Genomic DNA, 17,834 nt, shown 5'->3' with positions numbered 1-17,834 from the left:
TTGACGAACTTAACTCAAGGATGAATCAATATGCGTAAACTTTCCCTCCTGTCGGTAGCACTCAGTGCTACGCTGCTCTCTGCCTGTGGCGGCTCCGATTCAGATGACAATCAACCACCTGTTACGACTGATATTAGTGTTCAGGGCCAGGTTAGTTATTTGGGTGCTGTGCCGGGGGCCGATGTCTGCGCCGATCTCAATCGTAACCTGTCTTGCGATGCTGATGAGCCCACAACAACTACCGACAACGATGGCAAGTATCAGCTCGATTGGCGCAGCGATGACCCAACGCCCGACTATTATCTGCTGGCCAACTGGTTACCGCAGGCCAGTGACAATACCTCAGCCAAACAGCAGCACAACAAGCAGAGTGTTGCTGCCCAGACCACTGATGACGGCAGTCTGGTGCTCTTTGCCCTGAACCAGCATACGGGTGCCATCAACCTAGTGACCCATTTGGAATTCAGTCGTTTACAGCAGATGTTGCAAGCGGGCATTGGTGACGCCCAGCGCGATAACCTGCTTCAGGAACTCAGGCAGCTATATTCCCAGCTGTTCGCCCCGGAGAGCGAGAACCCTTACCAGCTTGCTGCCGAAGTCACAGCAGCGCCGGCCTTTGCCGAGGCATTTTGGTTACTGCAGCACATTCACGCTTTGACTGAAGCTCAGATAGAAAAGCTACTCGGTGAAGGCAATCATGAGGCCATTCTGGCGGCCGAGCAGACCCTCGCCATGACCCTGAATGAGCTGCGACAGTTGATCGCCGCCAGTGGTCAAACAGCGGCGACATTCCTGGCCACAGATCCCCAAGAGGTGCGTAACAAGGTAAACAACGCCATGGTTGCCCTGGGTTACCTGGAACCTCTTGATGACAAAACCATGAACGACAATGATTGGGTGATAGTACTCAATGGCTTGATGGAAGATGATGAGCAAGCTCATCTGCTTGATCTGGGGCTGACTGGCGGATCGGAGGTGTTCACCCTGCAATATGGCGACCCCTCCAAGTTTCTGACCGGAAGTGTCAACCAAGGCAAGGTCCTGGCCCAGGATGTCACTCTGGGAGATGAGGTCGCCAACGAGTGCTGGAATACTCAAATGGAGCGCTGGATAAATGCCGATCGCAAGGATCAGGGCTATAGCCCAAGCGCGCCGGTTATCGAAGGCAATCAACTACATACCTTCTATGATGGTACTCAGGTACCAATCACTATGCAGGTGGACAAGTACCAGGCCGGCGCCGAAGACTGGCAAACCTTGCTGGCAGGTACCCCGGCCGCGCTGCAGTTGGCCAAGCTAGAATGGCCTGGGCAGGTTTACCGCATCTGGACGGCGCAGCAAGCCGATGTAATGTGCCGGAATGAAGAGTTTGTTTCCTGGGAGATGCCGGTTGCCAACGCCGAAGATCTCGACTCCAGGTCGCTGATTACCCTCTTCTGGCCTATAGCAACAGAGGATGAAATTACCCTGGATGGCGAGCAGCGTTTCACGCTGAACTTTGGCGATACCCCTGAAAGCTACGAGTGGCAGCTAATCCAAAGCCCGAGTGGTGCGCCTTTGTTGCAGATCACAGAGCTGCTGGACAATCCAGAGCTGGCCGACAAGGTTCTGCCCAGCCAATATCTGATCCAAGGTGACCAACTCATTGAAGTGAATATTTACCGCGCCTTTGATTTCGATGCCGGCAGGCAGCAATTGCGACTCACCTACGAGCAAAGCTTCAGCGATTCCCTGTATCAACATCTGAAACAACTGGCGCAGGCCAATTGAGCAAGTAATGAGGAAGACTAATGTCTGTTACCAACCCCGTCATCCAGCAGCGGCAATTGTTGGCACCTATGTATCTGGACGGCTATTTTCCGGATTTTCTGGTTGATAAACTCAAAGGCGTATTGCTGCAACTGTGCAGCGAGATAGAAGCCCTTAAGCCCGAGGATGAAGGCGCCTTGCTGCAACTGACTCACGCCGCTACCCTGGCCATCAATGAGCTGCAAGATGAGTTTGAAGCCAACGGCAGTGAACTGGAGACAGTCGCCCGGGATTGCCTCGCCGATGAGTTTTACATCATCAGCCGTGCTTATGGCTTCGACAGTCTGGATATCGAACAAGCCATCTCCCCCAGAGATTGGTGATAAAAAAACGGCCCTTGCGGGCCGTTTTTGTTTTCAGGGGAGATTATGAGTAGCTCGGAGGCTTAGTTGGCGGCAGCCTGCTGACCGGCGATACGGCCAAAGACAATGATGTCTGTATAGGCGTTGCCACCCAGGCGGTTGGTACCGTGAGTCAAACCTGTCACCTCACCGGCGGCAAACAGACCTGGGATCACCTTGCCTTGTTCATTCAGTACGTGGGTCTTGGTATCTGTTACCAAACCACCCATGGTGTGGTGTACTGATGGCGTGGCTTTCAGGATCCAATATGGGCCCTTGCTCAAGTCCACCAGCCCGGCTCTGTGATTGAAGGCTTCATCCTTACCGGTTTTCGCATAGTGGTTCACATCCTTGATGGTCTTCTTGAGGTTTTCCAGCGGAATGTTGAACACCTTGGCGGCTTCTTCAATGCTGTTCACTTCATACATCAGACCACGGCTGGTGAAGTCTTTGTATTCACCTTGGTGCATACCAATGGTACCGGCCACATCGTCGATGTCCTTGTTCCACAGCACATAGGTGTAACGACCGGGTTGTTCCAGAATCGCATGGGAGATCACATCGCGACGTTCCAGCTCTTCCACAAAGCGCTCACCGTTTTGGTTGACCAGAATCGCACCGAAGAAACGGGAGTCGGCGATCAGGGCAATGGCGCCAGTCTCTGGGTTACAGATAGGATAGGTTTGGATATAGCCCAGGTTGCGGGTGTCAGCGTGGATCTTCTCACCCATGACAATACCGTCACCTGTGCCACCTGCAATACCCGTAGTACCGTAACGCTCATCCAGCTCTGGGTTGTATTGCTTACGCATAGCCACGTTGGCAGAGAAGCCACCGGTAGCTACCACAACACCGCGCTTGGCATGATAAGTGATCTTCTTGCCGTTTTTGGTCGCTTCAACACCGACGACCCGACCATTGTTGTCCATCAGCAGACGCTCGGCGGTAGTGTTGGTGTGAATAGGCAGACCGACTTCTTCGGCTTTCTTGGCAAATTTGCCAATCACTTCGGCACCCGTGTGTCCTTTGGGGATCAGGGCGCGCTTGACGCTGTGACCACCAAACTGGAACAGCTGGTTGGGATAGTACTCAACCTTGACATAGTCACGCAGCCATTCGGCGGCATCGACGGCATTGTCTACCATCACCTTGACCATCTCAGGATCACCCTTGAAGTCGCCCCCTTTGAGTGTGTCCTGGATAAACAGCTCTTTGGAGTCAGTAATTCCCATGCTCTTCTGTACCCAGCTACCGGCTACGTTCATCTCGGCGCCGGAGATCAGCGAGTTACCACCTATGATAGGCATCTTTTCAATGATGACGGCAGAAGCACCGGCTTCCATGGCCTCCAGACCGGCACTGAAACCGGCACCACCTGAACCTATCACAACCACATCATAGGTGTATTCGGCCGGAGTCAGGGCTTCACCATGCTTGGCGGTGGCCGTGGCGGCAACCAGAGTCACACCTGCGGCTTCAACACTGGCAGCCACGGCTTTTTTGAGGGCATTGGAAGTCACGGTCGCACCGGAAACCCCGTCAACATCTACAGAGTTGTTGTCTATGATCGCCTGTTTCACATCTTTGAATGCGGCGGCGGCCAACACAGGGTTTTCTTTCTGCTTCAGCACATCGATAGCCACAATACGGCCATCCTGAATGCTGGTTTCTACCTGGATCTCACCATGCTTGCCCTGGGCAGTCCCCTGACTCTTGATGATCTCATGGGTCACCTGACAGCCGGTAATCACCACGGCAGTGGATACGGCCACGCCCAAAACGGATTTGTTCAACTGCATATTCAGTTCCTGTCGATTAAAAAAGGGAGCCTGGCTCCATTGTTAAAACTGGTATCCAAAAGCCAACCCATACTCGATACCGTCGTTGTACTGTGCACCCCAACTGTCGTACTGAGTCAGGTGCAACTTGCCGTAGAAGGCATCGGTAAATTGGGTCTGCCAACCCAGAATGATCTGGTGCCCATAGCTGTCGTAACTGAACAGCTTTTGGTGGTCTTCATCCCTGTCTATCTGCGCTTCGTAGTTGACGGACAAGTTGTGCTTCAATCCGGCAAAACTCAGCGGGTATTTGGCATTGAGCACCAGGGCATAACCTGAAATGTCATTGAAGTTCTCATCTGTTGGTGAGAAATGACCAAAGGTATAGTTGAAACCAACCCCGTAGTTCAGCGCCAAATCGCCAAACTTACTGTTGTGCGTAACCCCCAGATACAGGTTGTCTTCGACCAGAGTCTCACTGGCAGAGATAAAGTTCTGGGCCCAAAAGTTAAAACCGCTTTCACCCAGCTTATGCTCTATGATTGCCAATGATTTTAAAGTGGTTTTACCATCTTCATTCTTCTGGTTTTCCGCGACTTCACCCGGGTTTTCCAGCTTGATATTGGCGAAATAACTGCCCCAATCGGCCAAACCCAAATGATTCAGCTTGAGAAAGGGTTGGTTAAAGACGCCAGGGTTATCATCCTTGGTATCACTGGTATAAAACTTATAACCAAGATCCAGACTTGTTTTGGTTACATCGGCCTGCACATTGGCAGAAAATGCCATAGCCAGTGCCACCCCACTCAACAACCATTTTGAGCTCATAATATTTCCTCAGACAAATACAATGCCAAGTAATTGAAAACTTTAAACACATGAATTGGACGAGAAAATAATAATTAATTGCCACCAATAGCAGCTGTGATCTTGGTCGATTACAATCCTTAAAAAAATAAACTCTGTGGTTTAAGGAAGTAGATAACAGGAGACCACAAGTTAAGTGAAAATTCCGTCAAACAAATTAAAAAGAGACAGACCAAGCTATCTCTTTTTAAAATATTAATAGCCAATCTATAAATATAAGCCTAAGCTCACACATTCCTTTAATCCGTAATTTCTATCTCGGCAATAAACATCTGCGGTGGCCGATATTCCTTGAACTGCCAACCCAGCTGTTTCGCCAGTCGCTTGACCAACATCAGCCCCAGACCAAAACCTCCCATGCCATCCTGTAAGCTTGAGTTGCTGACTCGGATGCACTTGCCCCGCTGCTCCACCTTGACTTCGCCGGTGCCATGCTCGAGCGCATTGCGCAGCAGATTATTGAGCATGATGCACAGAGGCTCTTTCAGCACCAGTAGTTGGGTATCGTCACAATCCAATTGAATAACCCCCTGCTTGCCCTGGGCGTGCTCCTGCTCAGTTGCCAGCTGCCGCAACAACTCGGCCGGAGCCAAGCGCTGTTTTTCCAGCCGAGTGCTGCTCTTGTTGGTGAGCCACAACAGGGTTTCTATGATGGACTTCATCTGCGCCGTCGCCTGGCTGGCAGCCAGTACTGGCCCGGTCAACTTGCCCTTTTGCAAGGTGAGCAGCTCAAAGGATGATTGGCAGATAGCCACAGGAGTGCGCAGCTCGTGGCTGGCAAAACGCAGGAAGTTGAGTTCCCGCTGCTGGGCCTTTTGTAGCTGCTGCAGCGAAGTATTGAGCGCATCCACTATCGATTGCAGCTCGGCATAGCCTTGTTTGGGAAAACTGAAGCCATTCATGCTTTGCCAGTCGTGCTGTTTGATCGCCTGACTGATCTTGTGCACCGGGGTGATCACTTGCTTTTGCATATGAAACGCCAGGCTGGCCACCACCCCGAAGGTCATCACTATCAGCAATAAAATGGCGGTCATGTTCTTGGGCGCAAAAACAAGATCATGGGTGGCATCGTAATGCAGCCACAGATACAGCGGCTGGCCTGAAGCCGTGTAATGCACACTCAGGGCATCGATATAGGGGCCATCGAGATGCTGATAACGAATACCCGTTTCTGAAGTGGGAGGCTGAAAGTCATTGATAGCTTTGATCTTATCCGGCACCCGCTGCCAGTCGGCAAACACGCTGATGTTGTCGGTATCCAGCTCTGTGCTGCCCTGAAGGAACACCGCTTCAGCCGCCTGCCCTGCGTTACGCAGAGTGATCTCATGCATGGAAAACATGCCGGTGCACATCATGCAAAGGGGGATGATGCTATTGATGGCCAGAGTGACCGCCAGAAAAATAAGCCCGTAAATTTGATAGCTGCGCTTGAGGCTGAACTTGGGCATCATCTTCAGTCACTCCTCAGGCAGAGTCCTACTCCGCGAATGGTGTGGATCAGTTGACTGTCGAACGGCTTATCCACCACCCGCCGCAACAGATGCAGATGGCTGCGCAGGCTGTCGCTGTCAGGTGGGCAGTCGGGCCAGAGCATACGCTCTATCTCTTCCCGCTCCACGGTTTCCGGGCTGCGGCGAGCCAGCAAGGCCAGTATCTGCCAGCCGGTGCGGCTCAGGGACAACAACTGCCCTTGGCGATAGGCCTCGTGTTTGCCAAAGTCCATCTCCAGCTCACCCAGTTGTAATCTTGGTGGTGCCGGACGGCGCTGAGCCACAACTCTTAGGCGGGCCACCAGCTCCTCCATGGCGAAGGGTTTGATCAGATAATCATCGGCGCCGGCATCAAAGCCGCTCAACCTGTCATCCAAACCGCTGCGGGCGGTCAGCATGATCACCGGCGTGGTCATACACTGGGCCTTCCAGCCCTGGCATGCTCGAACACCGTCCCCGTCGGGCAAGTTGAGATCCAGCACCACCACATCGAAATGCTGCTGTCTCAGCAGTTCATTGGCCTGAGCCAGGGTTTCGGCATAGTCACATTCAATGCCTTTTATCGCCAGGTACTGAATAATATTGTTTGCCAACAGACGATTATCTTCGACCAGCAGAATTAACATGTCAGATCAACTCAAATTGATGGGCCAGATGGATCAGATTTGCCCTGTTGCTGGCACCCAGTTTCTTGCGCATTGACTCCATATGGTATTCAACCCCACGAACACTAATGTGCAGTCGATCAGAGATCTCATGATTTTGTAGTCCGGTTGCGGCCATTCGCAGCACTTTTCTGGCATTGGCCTTGAAGATCCGGCTCTGCAGAAAGGGGTTGAACCTCTGCCTGTCATGTTCAAACAGCAGACTTTGCACCAAGATCAAGGTCTGCTGTACCCGTTCCGGATCCGGCTCGGGACGGCCCGATGCCAGCAATATGAAACGACCAAACCAGGTCGGGTTGGCATAGCTGGGGACAGGAAAGCTCAGAACAGTGTCGTAACCATGTTTGGCAAACAAAGTTTTTACCGGGTCGTGCTCTTGCCAGCGATACCGCCAGGCTTTATCTGCGCTTAAAGACTCGGCAAAGTTACTGTCGCTGCGGGCAAAATGTTCCAGATAATATTGCTGCAGGGTCGCTATCCTACCGGAGGAAGCCAGTGAGGCTATTGGCCTTCGCAGCCACACAGGGGCGAACAAGCCTTGATTTTCCGGGTGTTCCAAATACTCCCTGGCATTGCTTGGCAACCCCTGAAACCAGAACCCCTGGAACCCCAGCCTGGCGATCAGCGGGCCGACGGTTTGCAGTACTTGTCTGAAACTGCTCTGTGCTTCCGTGAGTGCAGCCTGATTCAATACTGTACTCATGCGATTACTCCTCAAGAATAAGAATCAAAGCCAACATAACTCAGGCTACGAATTGAACAAAGACAGTTGAAACAGATATTTAGAATAGGCTGCAAAAATGTAACCCCATGTAAAAACTACGGAGTTTTTGACGTTATTTTCACGTCACCTCCACTATGCTGATAAGGCCAGCTTCGAGCCGCTGTTTATAGCGCATGCCTGCCGCCAATGGCAGCGATAGTGGCCTCGAGCTCACTGAACCCCTGTCTGTTTGCTGTTGAATTTCCGAACAATGAAACCGTTGACCCTGAAAGCCAAGGCTGTTAATTATATTCGTACTCAGTAAAGTATAAGGATATACAAGATGAACAAATGGATATTATTAGCATGCTTTTCAGCAGGTTATACTTCATCTACCGCAATCGCAGAACCTGTCTCGGGTACGCTGCAACGCATTGAAGCCCATGCGGAATATTTTGGCTTTCAAGATCCGCAAGCCTACCTTCACTTCTCCGCCGAACTGAACCGGCTGATGGCCGGTGACAAGACACTGGGCGAGCCGATACTGTCTTCAACCACTTACAGCCAAACTCTGGGGGCCGGAATGGCCTTCTCGGCTCTTTCCAGTCAGCAACGAAGCGAACTCAGGGAGCTGGTTCAGGCGCGTAGAGCCAATATGGCCAAGAGCCTGGGGGTGAGCGAAGCGGCGCTGCAACAGAGGGTTGCGCAATATGCTGCCTATTCACGGCTGAATGCCAGGCTGCATGAGATCCCCATTGCCAAGGTAGTTCAAAACGCCTCACTCAGTGACAGCCCCAGACATCTGGAACTCAGTACAGAACAGCTGGCTGAATTGGGAGAGCCAGACTCACCTATAGCCCAGTTGGCCATTACTCAACTGGCGGCGCAGGCAGGTGTGCCCCAATTCACTCCGTTCGTGGTGCACTTCAGCGCCCGCGGTTCAGAGCAGAGATTTATCTACAATGACTTCTCCGGAGCCTGGAGCATTTCCGCCGAAACAACGTGTCCAAGCCGCGAGTGTGGCTCGAAAACCCAGTGAGCAAAGGCTATTCCCGATTCCCTAAACAAAGAGCCCCGGTGGTTAATCCTACCGGGGCTTGGTTTCCTTAGAACTTCATCAGGAACTGAGTCGAGGCCTCGACATCCGGGGTAAACAACCTGTCCTTGTCGTAGTAAGCCACCTGTTTGCGCAGCGCCTTTAACAGTTGTTCATTCTGGGGTGACAACTGCCTGTGGTTCACTTTCTTCTGCAGATCCATCGCCTGGGCCACCTGCATCAGCTCAAAGCCATAGATGCGTGCCACGCCATCCACCACCTTGCTGAGATTCTTGCCGGCCTGGAAGTAGTTGCTGAAGTTATCCTCGATACCGCCTTGGTTGGCTATACCATAGAAGGACACGGGATTGGCCGCATGGGCTATCTCGACAAACAGGGCGGTGAAGCCATTCTGCAGGGTATAAAAGGCCTGGCCATTGGCATCATCAGGGTCGACCAAGGCTCTTGGCAAACCCGTGAAGTAAGGGTCAATCAACTTGATCTGGCGATTACTGGAGTATTTGCCCAACTGCGCCATGGCATTGATAAAGGCCTCGGTTTGGGACGCCAATTGGATGGTATCGAAGTTGGCCGAGGAGTTAATCGCCCCCGATACCGTCCCTTGGGTAAAATACTGTGCCACTTGAGGGGCATCGGCGTAACGTCCGGGTTTGGCATTGATGTAAACCGTAGGATTATCATCAGAGCTGCTAATCTGAATATTCACCAAGGTTTCCAACTGCTGCAGCTGCGACATGGCATGGGCCACAGGCCAGTGAGCACCGCGATAAGATAGCGCATCCTGCAACGGCCGCTTCTCGTCACGCTGGAATAGATATCCCCCCTCCAGATTGGCCAAAATCTCTTGACCTACCTTCTCGACATTCGGCATAGGTCTGGCCGCCAGGGTATGAGGCAGCAGAGGGCTGATATTGCCGTTGATCCCCTCAAGGGCCGCGGCAATGAGTCTGGGAGAGAATTGAATGATCTGGCGGGCATCACCAATGGCGTTGACCACCTGTGCCGTTGCCAGGGCGTTGTTGGACAGAATCGAGAGTGAGTCCTTGCCAAAGGGCACCAGCGGCTTGATCCTGGCTTGCTTCATCGCCTTGGCGGCAGACATCCGCTGACCTTTGTAGAACACATCCCACTCGCCCATCATGGCGGCGCCTATGTGTGAGGCCAACAGGATGTCACTCAACCCCACAGAGCCATCTTCCGGCACCACGGGAATAATGTCTTCGTTGATAAACTCCTGGTAGATGCGGGCCACGTCCGGCTGCACACCCACATGACCCGTGGCTATCTGATTCAGGCGAATCGTCATCGCCATTTTCACGGTTTCCGGCGCTATGGGTTGGCCACTGGCCGCCGAGTGGGTAAACAGCATATTGCGGTTAAAGTCTTCCGACAGTTTGCGAGCTTCGGCACTCAAAGAACCGTCTTTGCCAAATACCGGGGTATCCTTGTTCTTGCCCACCCCAACGGTGAGCCCGTATACGGGCGTGCCTTTACGGGCAGAATCTATCAGGAGTTCATGGCTTGCATGAATTGTCTTTTGCGCTTCTTTGCTGAGAGCCACCTGCACTTGTTTATCTTTCAGCTGCAGTAGCTGCTCTATCTTGAGTGACTGACCATCCAGGGTAATCACCTCTGCCGCAGAAGCGCACCCCAGGGGTAAAGCCACTGCCGAAACTATCAATATATTGGATAAGCCTCTCATCAACACTGTTCTCCAAGAATAAAACGACTTAATCAGAACTTATTAATGTGAACGCCAAAAGCACTATTGATAATTTAAATGGCTGCCACATTAAAGCACTACTTTACTTATATAAGTTATTTATCCAGCCGCTAATAAATACTGGTATAAATATAAGATTCTTTTTTAATTTTCTCAGTTAAGAAATTACAGCACAGGAAATAACTAAAGAAGCGAGATTGGATATTTATTCAGACTGGACTGCAAATATGTAAATTACTGCCCTTGAGTGCCGTTTTTTGACATTACTTTGACAAAACAAAATTTAGGGAGGTGCAGTTTGCTTTCATTGCTATAACCACAACAGAAAGGGAGAGTCACTCCGGGTGACTTGCAGGGCTCGGCAAATTGGTGAAAGATAGAGCGCTTCAACAATAACAATTATCCTGTACCCGGAGCCTTTCATGCGCATGCTGTCCCTGCTCTGGCTCGCTGTCGCGACGTTACCTGGCGCCGCTCTTGCCGAACCAGCCACCCAAGCCAACACCTATATCAATGATGCCATTTTGCCGCCGCTCAAACCCTGGAGTGGTGCCAGCGAGGCCTTAATGCGTGCAGCCGACGACGGCTGGGCCACACCTTTTGAGCAATCCGGCGGTATTGAAAGCCCAAGTTATCAGCAGACCTTTGCCTGGCTGGATAGGCTGATGACCCAAAGCAACAAGCTTAACAAGGTGAGCCTGGGCAAGAGCCCCCAGGGGCGGGATATCTGGATGATAGTGGCCAGCGCCGAAGGTGCTGCCACCCCGGCACAGCTGAGACGTAACCACAAGCCCAATGTTCTGGTGCAAGCCGGGATCCACTCGGGTGAAATTGACGGCAAAGATGCCGGCATGATGTTATTGCGGGATATCATAGTCGGCGACAAGGCCGAGCTGTTGGAACAGGTCAACCTGCTGTTTGTGCCGATTTTCAGTGTCGATGCGCACGAGCGCTCCAGCCAAAGCAACCGAGTTAACCAACGCGGCCCTCTGAACATGGGCTGGCGAACCACCAGCCAAAACATCAACCTCAATCGTGACTACGCCAAGGCCGACAGCATGGAGATGCAACACATGCTGACCGCCATCAACGACTGGCAGCCGCAGCTGTATATCGATGTGCATGTCACCGACGGTATCGACTACCAATATGATGTGACCTTTGGTTACAACCTGTCTCAGGGGCTGAGCCCCGCCGGCTACAACTGGCTGCAGCAGGAATATCGCCCGGCGATAGAACAGGCGCTGACCCAGGCAGGTCATATCCCGGGGCCTCTGGTCTTCGCCTTGGACAATACCGATTTGAGCAAGGGCATGTCACTGTGGAATGCCTCGGCCCGCTACTCCAACGGTTACGGCGATGCCAGACACCTGCCGACCATATTGATTGAAAACCACAGCCTCAAGCCGTTTCGGCAACGGGTACTGGGCACTTATGTGATGCTGGAGCAAACCCTCAAGACTGTGGGCGCCAAAGCGACCAAGCTGCGCGCAGCGATAGAGAAAGACAAGTACCGCTATCCACGGCTGGTGCCCCTGACCTGGAAGTCACAAAAGCAGGAGCAGGGCTGGGATTTCAAAGGCATAGACTATCAACTGGAACAGAGCCCTATTTCGGGCAAACAAGTGGTGCGCTGGACCGGTGAGCCCAAGCTTTATCCCAACCTGCCGGTAATAGGCAACACAGAGGCGGATATCCGGGTCAGCCGCCCGGCCGCTTACTATATTCCGCCCCAGTGGCAAGAGGTGATTGCCAAGCTATCGCTGCACGGCATTCGTATGAGCCGCCTGGAGCAACCTCAAACACTGAAGCTGCAACAGTATCGCCTCAGCGAACCCCAGTTTGCCGCCAGTGACTATGAAGGCCGCCAGAGAGTCAGTGCCAAAGCCAAACTGGAAAAGGTTGAACTCACCTTACCCACCGGTACCGTCAAAATAAGCACTGAGCAGCCGCTTGGCGATCTGGCGATGATACTGCTGGAGCCGCAATCGCCCGACTCACTGCTGCAGTGGGGCCTGTTCAACACCATATTCACCCGCACCGAGTATATTGAGGACTACGCGGTTGAACCTTTGGCACAACAGATGCTGGCCAACTCCAAAGCGCTCCAGGCCGAATTTGACCAGGCGCTCAAAGACCCGGCCTTTGCCGCCGATGCCAAGGCCAGGTTACGTTGGTTCTACGAGCGCAGCCCTTACTATGACAAGGCTTACCAGGCTTATCCCGTCTATCGCGCCAGATAGGCCCTGATAATAAACTATCCAGGAGTCGAGCGATGAAGCAGCAGGATGAGTTACAGGGAGGCTGCCTGTGCGGCGCCATACGTTATCGCCTCGAGGGTGAACCGTTCGATGCCGACCACTGTTACTGCAGTCAATGCCGTAAGAGCACAGGGGCTGTAGTGGGCAGTTGGATGGACTTCAGGCTGGAGCAACTCACTTGGCAGGGTGAAGCCGTGCGGGAATACGCCTCTTCGGCCAAGATCCGCCGCGGCTTTTGCCCAAACTGTGGCACCAGCCTGAGTTATCGCAGTCTCGACTATCCCGAATTTATCAGCTTGAGTATTGCTTCTTTGGATGACCCAGACAGGGTGGCACCCAGATATCATATCTACTGCGCCGACAAACCCGCCTGGCTGGAGATTAGCGACGACTACCCCCGTTATCCCGCTAATCGCAGTCAAGGCGACTAGCCGTCGGCAGAAGCGTTATTGCGCAATAAAAAATCCGCCCTGTGGCGGATTTTTTATCATTCATTGAACCAAAGATTACATATCACAAGGCTTCAGCGGCTTACGCAGCTGCGCCCGGACATTATCCATACCGGCATAAAACTCTTTCATCATCAGCAGACCCATCATCTTGCCGTTGTCTGTAATGATCAGCTCATCCGGGTTGCTTGGATCATTCTTGATGGCGCCAATCAGCTTCATCGAGCTCATCTCTTTGAACAGGGCTGTGTCCAGATTAACGCCGAAGGTATCGCGGAAATACTTGCGCGACAGACGACCGGAGAACATCCCCAGCAGGAAACGATACTGCATTACATCTTTCTTGCTGTACTGCTTTTGCTGCTCAACACCCATCTTGCCGCTGGCGATCCGCTCCTGATACTTGCGCAGCGAGAAAGTATTCACATGCAGGGTATCGTTGAGGAAACTGAATGAGCCTGAACCCACACCCAGATATTCATCGTAGTCGATAACGTACTCGTCAAAGCCTTCATCGTTGGCCTTACCAAAGGCCCAGGCCGACAACTGGTTGTACTGGCCATTGAGGGTATTGAGGATCATCCGGTACTGGTTGGCCATATCGGCCTGAGGCGCAGCCAGTTTCCCTTTGACGCTCTTGCGGGTCTGGTGGGTGATCATCAGGGGATAAGTGGTGATCTGGCGCGGATCCAGTCTGGAAGCCATATCCAAGTCATGCTGGATCACTTCGTCTGTCTGACCGCGGAAACCGAAGATCAAATCGACATTGATAATAGGAAACAGCTCTTTGGCGGCCATGATCTTGTCGAATGTTTGCTGGCCGGTGCCAAACTTTTCCAACCTGTCTGTCATCTTGAGGATGTCATCATTAAAGCTCTGCACCCCGATGGACATGCGGTCAACCAATCCCTTGAGCTGTTTAAAGCCCGGGCTGTCCAAGTGTTGGGGATCCGATTCACAGGAGACTTCCTTGATGGAAGGGAACAGGGTCTTGGCATACTCGATGGTTCGCGCCAGTTCATCTTCCAGCACGGTCGTAGTGCCGCCGCCTATGTACATGGACTCGAAGTCATAGCCCAACTGCTTGACCATATCCATCTCTTTACGCAGCGCCACAAAATAGGCACGGGCCTTGTCTTCCTTGAACAGGAAGCGGTGGAAGGTACAGTAAGAGCAAAGCGTGTGGCAGAAAGGCACATGGGCATAGAGCATGTATTTCTTGCCCTCTACCGGAGCCGGCATCACATCAGCAGAAATAGTGTCCAGCCTCAGGTTCTTGTCAACATAGTACTGCATCACCCGCTCCATGGCCCCCAGCATCCAGTTGGGTACTGTAATATTGGCTTGGTATGGAGTGACCAGTTGGCGATCGAGAGTTTGGATAATTGATGACATAAGGCTTCCTGTTAGTTTTGCTAATCCTTAGATACCACAAACAGTTAGGTGATTTCCAAGGTACTGCCAGCTGTTTGTAGACTACCTCTTGCACAGGAGTCAAAACGTGAACTGGCTAGAAGTTAACAATACCTATCAGTATCGAGAGTGGCGTTTTGTTAAGCAGATCATGTTTTAGCATTAACGGATGAAAAATCAACCTTTCGAGGGGTGCCTTTACACCAGGCAGCAAAAAGGGGTCCGCAGACCCCTTATTTTCAGCTGAGCTTAAACTGTCTGACCACACTGGAGAGCTGATCTTTGGCAGCGGCCAGTGCCGCGGTGCTGCCGAGTGTCGCCTTGCCACTCTGATTCAGCTCTTCCACCATTTCGCGAATGACACTGAGGTTGCGGGTAATCTCTTCAGAAACCGAGCTCTGCTCTTCGGCAGCCGTGGCTATCTGGCTACTGAGGCCATTGATATCAAATACATGCTCGGTCAACCCCTGCAAACTTTCGGCCACCAGAGTCGTGGTATCGGCCGTTGCCTGACAGCTCTGGCGGGTACGATTCATGGCATTCACCGCCGAATCTGCTCCCTGACGCAGCTGTTCCAACATATTGTTGATCTCTGAAGTGCTGGCCTGGGTGCGTGCCGCCAACGCCCTGACTTCGTCTGCCACCACAGCAAAGCCACGTCCCTGCTCACCGGCTCGGGCCGCTTCGATGGCCGCATTCAGCGCCAGCAGGTTGGTTTGTTCGGCAATCTCACCTATCACATCCAGCACACCGGCAATTCTACGGGTGCTTTCATCCATCTCGGCAATGGTCTGGGAGGCACTGTCGACTTCGCTGACCAGCGCCATCACATTGTTGGAAGCCTGTTCGACCGCCTGACGGGACTCATCCCCTTGAGCTCTGGCCTTATCGGTCAACTGTGCGGCGGAGGCAGCATCGTTGGCAACCCCTTGAGCGGTAGCGCTCATCTCTTCAACCGCGGTGACAACCTGGTCGGTTTCCAAGGCGTGGGCCTGCAATGCGGCCGAGTTGGACTCAGACTGCACATTGAGCTCACCGACCTGCTGCGCCATATGTTCCGAGGCTTGGGCGATTTCACGGATCATGACTTGTAATCTGTCGCTGAGCTGATCCAGATCGGCCGCCAGAGTGCAGAGTTCATTCTTGCCCTGGATCCCTATCTTGTGGGTCAGGTCGCCGACCGCCAGCTTGGCGACAGATTGTTGGATCCGGCTGACAATGGCCACCAGATGGCGGCTCATAAGGAGTGCCATCAGCAAGGAAGCCACTATGGCAAACAGGATCAGACCGAGCAAAATAGCTTCGGCATTATCCACCTCGGAAACCGTCATCTGCCCCAATTCCTGGTTACGCTCGGTTATCTGCGCCACCAGCAGATTGATCTCGGCACTCACCTCAGGGCCCAGATCTCGTCTTACCGGAGTGAGAACCGGCTCTGTGCCGGTTCGCTCGGCCAGCGCCAGCTCATCGAAATAGAGACGGGTGTATCTGTCGATTCCGGGTTTGAGAACGGCGATTCGCGCACCACCATTCTTCATAAAGGCAGTGTCGAATTTACTCAGGCGGGCTATCAGGTCATGCACTCTGTCTTGATGCTGGCGTACCCCTTGAGTGTTGTGCACCAGGGAAGCCAGTCGCAGTTGATAGAACTCTTCGCGGATCCCGGCGAAAGTCTCGGTCAGATTGTTGTTGTTCACCAGACGTTCGCTGACGTCATTGAGTTGGAAAAAAGCACGATAAGCAAAGATGCCGATCACTATCAGTAGCACACTGGACAGCAAAGACGGCAGCATGGATAACACACTGGTTCTGGTATTGTTGATCATGATGGTATCTGATTGAATGAAGAAAAAGACTCGTAACTTTGTTACGTTTGTAGAACCATTTTACATATTGGTGATTAAATAAGCAATCCATCATAATGTCATTAAAAATTGAAATAACTCTTAATAAACATGATGTTGTTTTATTTGAATTGCATTTTTTACACTTTGACAGTCAAATCGTTAACTATTTTACTGATCAAATCAGAAATTTTGTTACAAAAACAGTTAAACAGCAGAAGAATTAAGCTAAGGATTAAAATAATTTAATGATTAAAAACAGTTAATTAATGCCAATCACTCAAGAAAATGGCACTTTGACCACCTATTTAGAGGTATAAGTGCCATAAATAAAATAATCACCGCTTTATTTTTCATTATTGATAAAAAAAGCCGTGTCGACTGACACGGCTTTTCTGCAAAGGGCTGGCCTCAGTCTCTGTATTTCAGAGTACCGTTGGCCTTGATCTCGTCATACCACAGGTTGTGGTGTTGAGTTGCCCAGTTTTCATCACAGTAACCGGAAACCATACACTCCATACCACCTTCAGACATAACAGTTGCCATAAAGATATGCACTATGGAGAAGGCACAGATGATGATGGCACTGATTGAGTGCAACACCAGAGCTATCAGGCTCAGGGTGCGGCTGGGTTCAAACAGGTTGGGGAACAGCAGCAGCATGCCTGAGGCCGAGATGATCAGTCCAAAGAAGGCAAAGGCCCAGAACCACATCTTCTCACCGGCGTTGGCAAAGCCGGCATCAGGGTGTTTGCCCTTGAAAGGACCGAAGTTGATGTACCCGCCCACGACCATGAACCACTTGACGTCATACATCTTGGGTAACTGGTTCTTGGCCCACAACAGAGTCATCAGCGCCCAGCCGAACATGAAGGGAATCGCCATCACGTCGTGCACTTGCTTGGCACCATTGACCATGGATGCCCAGAAGCCTTCACCCAGATAAGGCTGGAAGAAGAAACGCCCGGCCAACAGCACCAAGCCGGTGAGGATCAGCAGCAAGCAGGGAATCGCCCCCAGCCAGTGAATGCTCACATCAAACTTGGACCAACGATGTACCATCTTGCCGGAGAAACCATGGTGCAGTTTGGAAATACCGTTAACCATGATAAACAGGGCAAAAATGATGATCATGCCGAACAGGGCCAGCATCAACCCGGGGGCCAGCCAGTCGCTGCGCAGCTCCAGTACCCGCAGATCATAGGTGTTGATCGGCTGGTTGTGGAACTGGCTCTGGGACGTGGTGTAACCCGTTGCCCCATCCTTGAGCTGAGCCCAGATCTGGGCGTCGCTCGCTTGTGGTTCCACAGGTGCATCGGCACCATTGGCAAAGCAAACCGCACTGAACAAGAGCGCAATAGCCAAGCCTATGTGTTTGAACCATTTGTTCATATTAACCTCTCTCACCGACCCGGTAGTACCGGGTCGGATATT

The 17,834-nt window shown here is 52.1% G+C and carries 14 protein-coding genes; 5 read left to right on the top strand and 9 right to left on the bottom strand.

Going from position 1 to position 17,834, the window contains the following annotated elements:
* Positions 1-30 precede the first annotated feature (30 nt).
* Together E1N14_RS00860 and E1N14_RS00855 are read left to right on the top strand one after the other, a co-directional pair.
* Positions 31-1,770, top strand: a complete 1,740-nt coding sequence (locus E1N14_RS00860) for a hypothetical protein (protein ID WP_062793500.1) — start codon at positions 31-33, stop codon at positions 1,768-1,770.
* A 20-nt stretch (positions 1,771-1,790) separates the two neighbouring features.
* A complete protein-coding gene (locus E1N14_RS00855; RefSeq protein WP_025010624.1) occupies positions 1,791-2,132 on the top strand; it encodes a DUF5713 family protein in 342 nt (113 codons plus the stop codon).
* A 62-nt stretch (positions 2,133-2,194) separates the two neighbouring features.
* Here E1N14_RS00855 and urdA read toward each other — a convergent pair whose 3' ends face one another.
* From urdA to E1N14_RS00830, 5 genes are all read right to left on the bottom strand, one after another.
* Entirely contained in the window at positions 2,195-3,949 is a 1,755-nt protein-coding gene (gene urdA, locus E1N14_RS00850) for a urocanate reductase (protein WP_025010623.1), read from the bottom strand.
* Positions 3,950-3,991: 42 nt separating this feature from the next.
* The gene (locus E1N14_RS00845) at positions 3,992-4,756 is read right to left on the bottom strand and encodes an outer membrane protein OmpK (protein ID WP_025010622.1); all 765 of its coding nucleotides are present in this window, start codon (positions 4,754-4,756) and stop codon (positions 3,992-3,994) included.
* A gap of 278 nt (positions 4,757-5,034) precedes the next feature.
* Positions 5,035-6,246, bottom strand: a complete 1,212-nt coding sequence (locus tag E1N14_RS00840) for a sensor histidine kinase (protein WP_062793501.1) — start codon at positions 6,244-6,246, stop codon at positions 5,035-5,037.
* A gap of 2 nt (positions 6,247-6,248) precedes the next feature.
* The gene (locus E1N14_RS00835) at positions 6,249-6,911 is read right to left on the bottom strand and encodes a response regulator transcription factor (protein ID WP_025010621.1); all 663 of its coding nucleotides are present in this window, start codon (positions 6,909-6,911) and stop codon (positions 6,249-6,251) included.
* 1 nt (position 6,912) lies between these two features.
* A complete protein-coding gene (locus tag E1N14_RS00830) occupies positions 6,913-7,653 on the bottom strand; it encodes a helix-turn-helix transcriptional regulator (RefSeq protein ID WP_025010620.1) in 741 nt (246 codons plus the stop codon).
* 343 nt (positions 7,654-7,996) lie between these two features.
* Between E1N14_RS00830 and E1N14_RS00825 the strand changes: the two genes are divergently transcribed.
* On the top strand, positions 7,997-8,692 hold the full coding sequence (locus tag E1N14_RS00825) for a hypothetical protein (RefSeq protein ID WP_025010619.1): 696 nt from the start codon (positions 7,997-7,999) through the stop codon (positions 8,690-8,692).
* A 67-nt stretch (positions 8,693-8,759) separates the two neighbouring features.
* On the opposite strand, the gene E1N14_RS00820 is transcribed toward E1N14_RS00825, so the two are convergent.
* Positions 8,760-10,412, bottom strand: coding sequence for an HAL/PAL/TAL family ammonia-lyase (locus tag E1N14_RS00820; RefSeq protein ID WP_082813105.1), 1,653 nt, complete (start codon positions 10,410-10,412; stop codon positions 8,760-8,762).
* Positions 10,413-10,855: 443 nt separating this feature from the next.
* Between E1N14_RS00820 and E1N14_RS00815 the strand changes: the two genes are divergently transcribed.
* Both E1N14_RS00815 and E1N14_RS00810 read left to right on the top strand, forming a co-directional pair.
* Positions 10,856-12,676, top strand: a complete 1,821-nt coding sequence (locus tag E1N14_RS00815; RefSeq protein ID WP_062793502.1) for a M14 family metallopeptidase — start codon at positions 10,856-10,858, stop codon at positions 12,674-12,676.
* A 32-nt stretch (positions 12,677-12,708) separates the two neighbouring features.
* On the top strand, positions 12,709-13,125 hold the full coding sequence (locus E1N14_RS00810) for a GFA family protein (RefSeq protein ID WP_025010618.1): 417 nt from the start codon (positions 12,709-12,711) through the stop codon (positions 13,123-13,125).
* A 75-nt stretch (positions 13,126-13,200) separates the two neighbouring features.
* On the opposite strand, the gene E1N14_RS00805 is transcribed toward E1N14_RS00810, so the two are convergent.
* The 3 genes from E1N14_RS00805 to E1N14_RS00795 form a co-directional block, all read right to left on the bottom strand.
* Positions 13,201-14,538, bottom strand: a complete 1,338-nt coding sequence (locus E1N14_RS00805; protein WP_025010617.1) for a coproporphyrinogen III oxidase family protein — start codon at positions 14,536-14,538, stop codon at positions 13,201-13,203.
* A gap of 257 nt (positions 14,539-14,795) precedes the next feature.
* Positions 14,796-16,382 (bottom strand): methyl-accepting chemotaxis protein, encoded by a 1,587-nt coding sequence (locus tag E1N14_RS00800; RefSeq protein ID WP_025010616.1) that lies wholly within the window; start codon positions 16,380-16,382, stop codon positions 14,796-14,798.
* 429 nt (positions 16,383-16,811) lie between these two features.
* On the bottom strand, positions 16,812-17,792 hold the full coding sequence (locus E1N14_RS00795; RefSeq protein WP_044733397.1) for a formate dehydrogenase subunit gamma: 981 nt from the start codon (positions 17,790-17,792) through the stop codon (positions 16,812-16,814).
* Between the last annotated feature and the right edge of the window lie 42 nt (positions 17,793-17,834).

The organism is Shewanella algae, from assembly GCF_009183365.2.
Classification (GTDB): domain Bacteria; phylum Pseudomonadota; class Gammaproteobacteria; order Enterobacterales; family Shewanellaceae; genus Shewanella; species Shewanella algae.
This window is presented reverse-complemented; position numbering and strand designations above follow the sequence as displayed.